This window comes from Inquilinus sp. OTU3971, assembly GCF_038440215.1.
This window is the reverse complement of record NZ_JASATH010000291.1, coordinates 1-6,392: the sequence shown is the minus strand read 5'-3', so window position 1 is coordinate 6,392 and position 6,392 is coordinate 1. Positions and strand designations below refer to the sequence as shown.

The 6,392-nt window shown below is 70.0% G+C and carries 7 protein-coding genes; 1 reads left to right on the top strand and 6 read right to left on the bottom strand.

The annotated features are described in order from the left end of the window. Positions 1-114: 114 nt before the first annotated feature. Complete coding sequence (locus AAHM41_RS37955) at positions 115-603, bottom strand: lytic transglycosylase domain-containing protein (protein WP_342241824.1); 489 nt, start codon at positions 601-603, stop codon at positions 115-117. 118 nt (positions 604-721) lie between these two features. On the opposite strand from AAHM41_RS37955, the gene AAHM41_RS37950 reads away from it, so the two are divergent. Next, positions 722-2,797 (top strand): 3-hydroxyacyl-CoA dehydrogenase NAD-binding domain-containing protein, encoded by a 2,076-nt coding sequence (locus AAHM41_RS37950; protein ID WP_342241823.1) that lies wholly within the window; start codon positions 722-724, stop codon positions 2,795-2,797. 353 nt (positions 2,798-3,150) lie between these two features. Here AAHM41_RS37950 and AAHM41_RS37945 read toward each other — a convergent pair whose 3' ends face one another. From AAHM41_RS37945 to AAHM41_RS37925, 5 genes are all read right to left on the bottom strand, one after another. Beyond that, positions 3,151-3,777: a hypothetical protein gene (locus AAHM41_RS37945; protein ID WP_342241822.1), complete on the bottom strand. Its 627-nt coding sequence runs from the start codon at positions 3,775-3,777 to the stop codon at positions 3,151-3,153. A gap of 213 nt (positions 3,778-3,990) precedes the next feature. After that, a complete protein-coding gene (locus AAHM41_RS37940; RefSeq protein WP_342241821.1) occupies positions 3,991-4,227 on the bottom strand; it encodes a hypothetical protein in 237 nt (78 codons plus the stop codon). Between the two features lie 462 nt (positions 4,228-4,689). Continuing rightward, positions 4,690-5,463 carry a sulfur oxidation c-type cytochrome SoxA gene (gene soxA, locus AAHM41_RS37935; protein WP_342241820.1) on the bottom strand — a complete coding sequence of 258 codons (774 nt, stop codon included), beginning with the start codon at positions 5,461-5,463 and terminating at the stop codon, positions 4,690-4,692. Beyond that, on the bottom strand, positions 5,463-5,783 hold the full coding sequence (soxZ, locus tag AAHM41_RS37930) for a thiosulfate oxidation carrier complex protein SoxZ (protein ID WP_342241819.1): 321 nt from the start codon (positions 5,781-5,783) through the stop codon (positions 5,463-5,465). The genes soxA and soxZ overlap by 1 nt, the downstream gene beginning before the upstream one ends. Beyond that, complete coding sequence (locus tag AAHM41_RS37925; RefSeq protein WP_342241818.1) at positions 5,780-6,232, bottom strand: SoxY-related AACIE arm protein; 453 nt, start codon at positions 6,230-6,232, stop codon at positions 5,780-5,782. The genes soxZ and AAHM41_RS37925 overlap by 4 nt, the downstream gene beginning before the upstream one ends. Positions 6,233-6,392: the final 160 nt, after the last annotated feature.

The following is a 6,392-nucleotide window of genomic DNA, read 5'->3' as shown; positions in this document are numbered from 1 at the left end:
CGCGGGAGAGGGAATATGAGCCGCGCCCGCGATACCTCTCCCCGGGGAGAGGTCGAAATCGCGCAGCGATTTCGGGTGAGGAGGCTGGCACCGGCCGATCCGCTCGACCCGCGGTCACTGCCCCTGGATGACCTGGATCGCCTCGTACACCCGGCGGACCTGGTCGGCATAGGGACGGCCGGCCGCCAGATTCGCCGGCCCGGCATTGTAGGCGGCGACCGCGGACCAGATGTCGGCCCCGCCGGTGGCGGCGCGCATCTCGCGCAGGATCTCGCCGCCGACCAGCAGGCAGACGCAGCGGTCGGCCAGCAGCGCCTCGCGGGTGACGCCGAGCGCGGCCAGGCGGGGATAGTGAATCGAGTTGATCTGCATCATGCAGATATCCTCGGTGCCGTTGCTGTTGGCCGCGTTCACCGCCTGCTGCCGCCAGCGGGTCTCGACATAGGACATGGCCAGGATCAGCTCGGTCGGCACCCCGGCCTGCAGCGCGGCGCGGGCCATGCAGTCGCCGGCCGAAACCGGCCCGGGCAGCAGCAGGGCCAGCACCGACAGGACCGCCGCGACCGGCCGTCCGACCTTGGTTTTCCCGTCATGCCGAGCCATTGGCCCCGCCCGCTGCGCCGTCGGAAGGAACTGAAGCCTATACCATCCGGCTTGCGGATCAATGACATCGCCTATACCGAAGGCGGTGCCGATGTGATCCGCTGAACGGGGAAGACCGATGGAGAAGGTGCGCACCGTGGTCGAGGACGGGATCGCCGTCGTCACCATCGCCAGCCCGCCGGTCAACGCGCTGGACGCCGGCGTCCGCGCCGGCCTGGCCGAGGCGGTGCGCCGCGCCGATGCCGACCCGGCGGTGCGCGCCATCGTCATCGCCGCCGAGGGCCGCACCTTCATCGCCGGCGCCGATATCAGCGAGTTCGGCAAGCCGCCGGCGCCCCCGTCCCTGCCCGAGGTGATCGACGGCTTCGATTCGGTCCAGAAGCCGCTCGTCGCCGCGATCGGCGGCGCGGCGCTGGGCGGCGGGCTGGAGGTAGCGCTGGGCTGCCACGCCCGCATCGCCGGCCCGGCCGCCAAGCTGGGCCTGCCCGAGATCAAGCTGGGGCTGATCCCCGGCGCCGGCGGCACCCAGCGGCTGCCGCGGCTGATCGGCGCCGCCCCGGCCTTCAAGCTGATGGCGGACGGCGCCCCTGTCTCCGCCGCCGAGGCGCTGACGCTCGGCATCGTCGACACGGTGGCCGAGGGCGACCTGCTGGAAGCGGCCAGGGCCAGGGCGCTGGAGCTGGCGGGCACGACGCGGCGGACCCGCGACCTCGACCGGCAGTTGCAGCCCGGCGGCCGCGAGGCCTTCGAGCAGGCGGCGGCCGAGGCGCTGAAGCGCGGCCCGGACCTGCCCAACATCGCCGCCCTGGCCGAATCGGTGCGCGCCACCTTCACCGAGCCGTTCGAGGCCGGGCAGGCGCTGGAGCGCGCCCGCTTCGCCGCCCTGGTCGCCGACGACCGGTCCAAGGCCCTGCGCTACGCCTTCTTCGCCGAGCGCGAGACCGCCCGCGTGCCGGGGCTGGCGAAGGACACGGCACGGCGGCCGATCCACCGGGCCGCAGTGATCGGCGCCGGCACCATGGGCGCCGGCATCGCCATGTGCTTCGCCAATGCCGGCATCCCGGTGACCGTGATCGAGACCGGCGAGGACCTGCTGGCCCGCGGCCTGGACCGCGTCGCCAAGGCCTACGCCTCCTCGGTGCAGCGCGGCAGCCTGTCGGCGGAGGACGAGGCCCGGCGCCTGGCGCTGGTGACCGGCAAGGTCGGGCTGGAGGCCGCTGCCGACGCCGATCTGGTGGTCGAGGCCGCCTTCGAGGACATGGACGTGAAGCGGCAGATCTTCGGCACGCTGGATCGCGTCGCCAAGCCGGGCGCGATCCTGGCCACCAACACCTCCTATCTCGATGTCGACCAGATCGCCGCCGTGACCGCCCGCCCCGGCGACGTGCTGGGGCTGCATTTCTTCAGCCCCGCCAATGTCATGCGCCTCTTGGAGGTGGTGCGCGGCAAGGCGACCACGCCCGAGGTGCTGGCCACGGCACTCGACCTGGGCAAGCGGCTGGGCAAGGTGCCGGTGGTGGTCGGCGTCTGCCGCGGCTTCGTCGGCAACCGCATGCTGGCCCGCCGCACCCAGGAGGCCGAGCGGCTGCTGATCGAGGGCGCGCTGCCGCATGAGGTCGACGCCGCCCTGACCGGCTTCGGCTTCCGCATGGGGCCCTTTGCCGTGAGCGACCTGGCGGGTCTGGACATCGCCTGGCGCAACCGCAAGTCGCTGGGCCAGGCGGCGCCGGTGGCCGACGCGCTGTGCGAGGCCGGGCGCCTGGGCCAGAAGGTCGGCCGCGGCTACTACCTCTACCCCGAAGGCGCCCGCAGCGGCGTGCGCGACCCGGAGGTGGAGGCGCTGCTGGAGCAGGTCTCGGCCCGGCTCGGCGTCACCCGCCGCCCGATCCCGGCCGAGGAGATCGTCGAGCGGCTGGTCTATCCGATGGTCAATGAGGGCGCCCGGATCCTGGAGGAGGGCATCGCCGCCCGCCCCGGCGACATCGATGCGATCTGGCTGAACGGCTATGGCTGGCCGGCCTGGCGCGGCGGCCCGATGTTCTACGCCGACCAGGTCGGGCTGAAGACCGTGGCGGCCCGGCTGGAGGCTTTCGCCACCGCCCGCGGCGAGCCGACCCTGGCCCCGGCGCCGTTGCTGCGCCGCCTGGCCGATGCCGGCCGGGGCTTCGCCGATTGGACCGCGCCGGCACATTGAGCGGGCGAACCGCATGGGCGGCTTCGCCGGTTTCGCCTTCTTGCCGTGATGGTTGCAGCTTGCTTCTCCCGCAAGCGGGGCCCTTTCAGAGTTCGATCACCTGAGCTGGCCTGTGTTTTCCACTCTCCCCCTCCCCTTGCGGGAGGGGGTCAGGGGGAGGGGTTCTCTCTCGGCTCGATCCGATCCGAATCATCGCGAACCAGCGCGAATGCCGAGATCTGTCCACAGCCCATTCGCGCGCAGACGCGCGCAGACCCCTCCCCCAACCCCCTCCCGCAAGGGGAGGGGGAGTGTGGAAGGCTGCGCTCGTGGATGCTGAATGTGGTGGTGAAGGCAGTGAGTGCGCGAGCGGCTCACCCCGTGTCCGGCGGCTTGCGGCGGCGGGGAGCCGCGGAGCGGGGCTCGGGCGGATCGTCATCGTCCTCGCCGTCCTTCGACGGCAGGAAGCCCAGCTCCTCCATGGCCTCGTCGGCCATCTCCAGCCAGCGCTCCACTGTCGGCGGGTAGCCCCAGCGCCGGCACAACGCCGCCACCGCGACCTCGACCCGGCTGGCTTCGATCAGCTCGACCACCTCCGGCCGCTCGACCCGCTCGCACACCTCGGCGGCGCGGCGTTGCACCTCCTCACCGTCCTCGGACGATTCGTAGGCCGCCGCCAGCATCGCCAGCTTCACCCGCAGCGCGTGCCAGTCCTCCTGGGCCGCCTCCCGCTTCGCCGCGGCCTTGCGCCGCTCGTCGCGATGATTGGCGAACTTGTCCTCCAAGAGCAGGGTCAGCCGCAGCGACTTCGCGATCACGGCGATCCGCTGGCCATAGTCGACGCCGGGCTGCGGCGCCTCGACCGCCTCGGTGCGGGTGACCTCCATGATCTCCATCTGGATCTCGGCCGCCCGGGCGAGCATGCGCAGATGCCGCGCCGCCCGCTCCTCCTGGGGAGCGGCCGGGGCCTCCGACATCTGATCGGTCTGCGCCTTGTCCATGGAACATAGCATGAACGAGATCGCAGATTAATACAAGTGAACAATGTGTTTACTGACTCCGCCCTGATGCCGGCTTGCGGTTTGCCCACAAAAGGTGAGGAGCGGTCGTCGGCTGGGCGCCGAACCTCGTCCGGATAACGGCGGCGGCGCAGATTCAAAATCCACGCCCGCCGACCTTCGCGCATTAGACAGTCGGAGCCCGGTACAAGACCACTAACCTTCGCTGCCTGGTGAATTTATCTGATTCTGAAGATAACTGATCATCTGCTCTTCGGTACGATAGCCGCCGGTAAACTCGCCGAGTTGTCCCGCGACCAGTTCAAGGCTAATTAACGGATTAGAAGTGGCAACACCTGTCATCTCAAGACCTGAAACTGTGTTGCTTAACCAGCTTTGCAGCGTCGAGAAAAGATCCTTGGTGGTCTGGTCGAGGTCTCCAAAGTCTGACATTGCCGCGCACCTCCTCCGAACAAGTTGCGAAAATCTTGTCCCGCATCGACGAATAAGCGACCCGGGCGCATGGACTTCCTTGAGTTGCTGCTTGGTGGAAACGTCGCTGGGCTGATCGTGCCATGCCCATGTGACGGGTCCATTCCGGCGTGGATCCCTATCTCAACGGGTGTAGAGCAGACCACAGGGATCAATCTCTGGTTGAAAGGACAACAGTCCGGAGAGACTTTGTCGACCTGTAAGATCTGACAGGTGGAACCTAGACCAGCGGAGGGGAAAGCCGATCCTTGTTCCACCGTCCGGTTCGGGTACGACCAGTCGACTGGAGAACCGCTCCGGAAAGAGCGAGAGGCCTCCGATGTCTGATCGCCCTTCGCCTTGCCAGGGCATATGTCATGAACAAGAGCGGCCGCTGATCCTGCTGCGATGGTGTTCCCACGGTGGCAGGCGCGGCCGCCGGTGTCACGGCCGCACCCCGGGCGTCTCGACCGGCAGGTCTTCGGCGCGGGAGTGCAGATAGAGCTCGAGCGCGGTGAATTCCGCTGCGCCCCAGGCGTAGGGCTCGGCGCGCACGCCGATCATGCAGTTGCGCATCCGCCGCTGCAGCGACCCGACCGACTGCCACTCGAGGCGGTAGATCGGGTAGCCGGTCGGATGGGCCTGCGGGATCACGCTGCCGCCCAGCTTCTGCCCCCAGCGCTGGTCATGGCAGGCGGCGCAGGACAGGTCGAGCTGGCCGATCCGCCGCTCGAACAACCGCCGCCCGTCCTCGACGAAGGGCGTCAGCCGCGGATCGGTGACCGGTTCCACCGGCATCCCGCGCGACTGGTGGGCGACATAGGTCGTCAGCGCCAGCAGTTCCTGACTCTCCGCGGCGAAGGGCTCGGCGCCCTGCCGCGCCTGGCGGCACTGGTTGATCCGGCCCTGCAGATCGATCGGCCGGCCGGTCGCCGCATCGAAGGCCGGATACCGGGCGGCGACGCCGCGCATGCTGCCGGCCGCATCGCCATGGCAGCCGGCGCAGCTGGCGCCGGCAGGGCCCGCGGGCTGCTGCCACAGCGTCTCGCCCTCCATCACCCACAGCATGCCGGGATTGCTGGTGTCGTCGCGCTGCAGCGCCTGCGTCTCCGGCGCCATGAAATCGAAGCCCGAGCGCCGGCCGGCATCCGGGGTCTGGCCGCCGACCGCCAGGGCCACGCCGGCCAGCAGGAGCACCCGGCACGACCGTGCCCGCATCAGGTGACGGTGATCTCGACCGCGGCCCGCTCGACCGTGCCGTCATCGGCGGTCCAGGCGAACTCGATCGTCCCCGACTCCGTGGCCACGGTGGCGAAGGCGATGAAGGGGTTGGCCGACATGGCCGGGAACAGCTCGGCCGCGAACACCTCGACGCCGTTATAGCTGCAGACGAAGCGGTGGATGATGTCGCGCGGGATGGTCTGGCCGTTCGGGCCGAGGCGGTAGCCGGTCTCCATCCTGTGCGCGATCATCGCCTTGATCTCGATGACCTCGCCGCGTCGCGCGGTCTTCGGCGCGTTGATCAGGGCGCGGGTCACGACAGGTCCTCGATGCAGGCGGCGAGCGTCACGATCACGTCGGCCTCGGCCGACCAGACGCTGCCGTCGCTCATCTCGGCCAGGGCGACGATGGTCTGCGAGGTGGCGAGGCGAATCCGGGTCGAGACGCTGGCCCGGCCGGACCGCGGCCCGAGGTGGAACACCGCGATGTCGCCTTGCGGGTTCTTCTCGTTGAACAGGGCGATGCGGCGGACGTGGTCGGCCTCGGTCATCGGGCTGTCCACCGCCACCGTGACGCCGACGGCGTTGCCGTTCTCGACCAAAGGCGGGATGTCGAATTTTATCCGGCCCGGACGGATCTCGGTTTCGCCGGCGAAGCCGCGGATCGCCTCCTCCAGCGACGGACGGGCGCGGACCGGCGAGGGTGCCAGCACCAATGCGACGAACCCTGCCCCGGCCGCCAGCACGCCGCGGCGGGCAATAACCATCGAGTCCCCCCTCCCCTCGCGGGAGGGGGATAGGGGGAGGGGGTTTTCGAGGCCGGTCTCCGGCCTGGACTGCGGCCACTCCGCGCGGGCGGCGAGTTCTGTGCCCAGCGCATTCGCGCGCGGACGCGCGCAGACCCCTCCCCCAGCCCCCCCCCCCCCC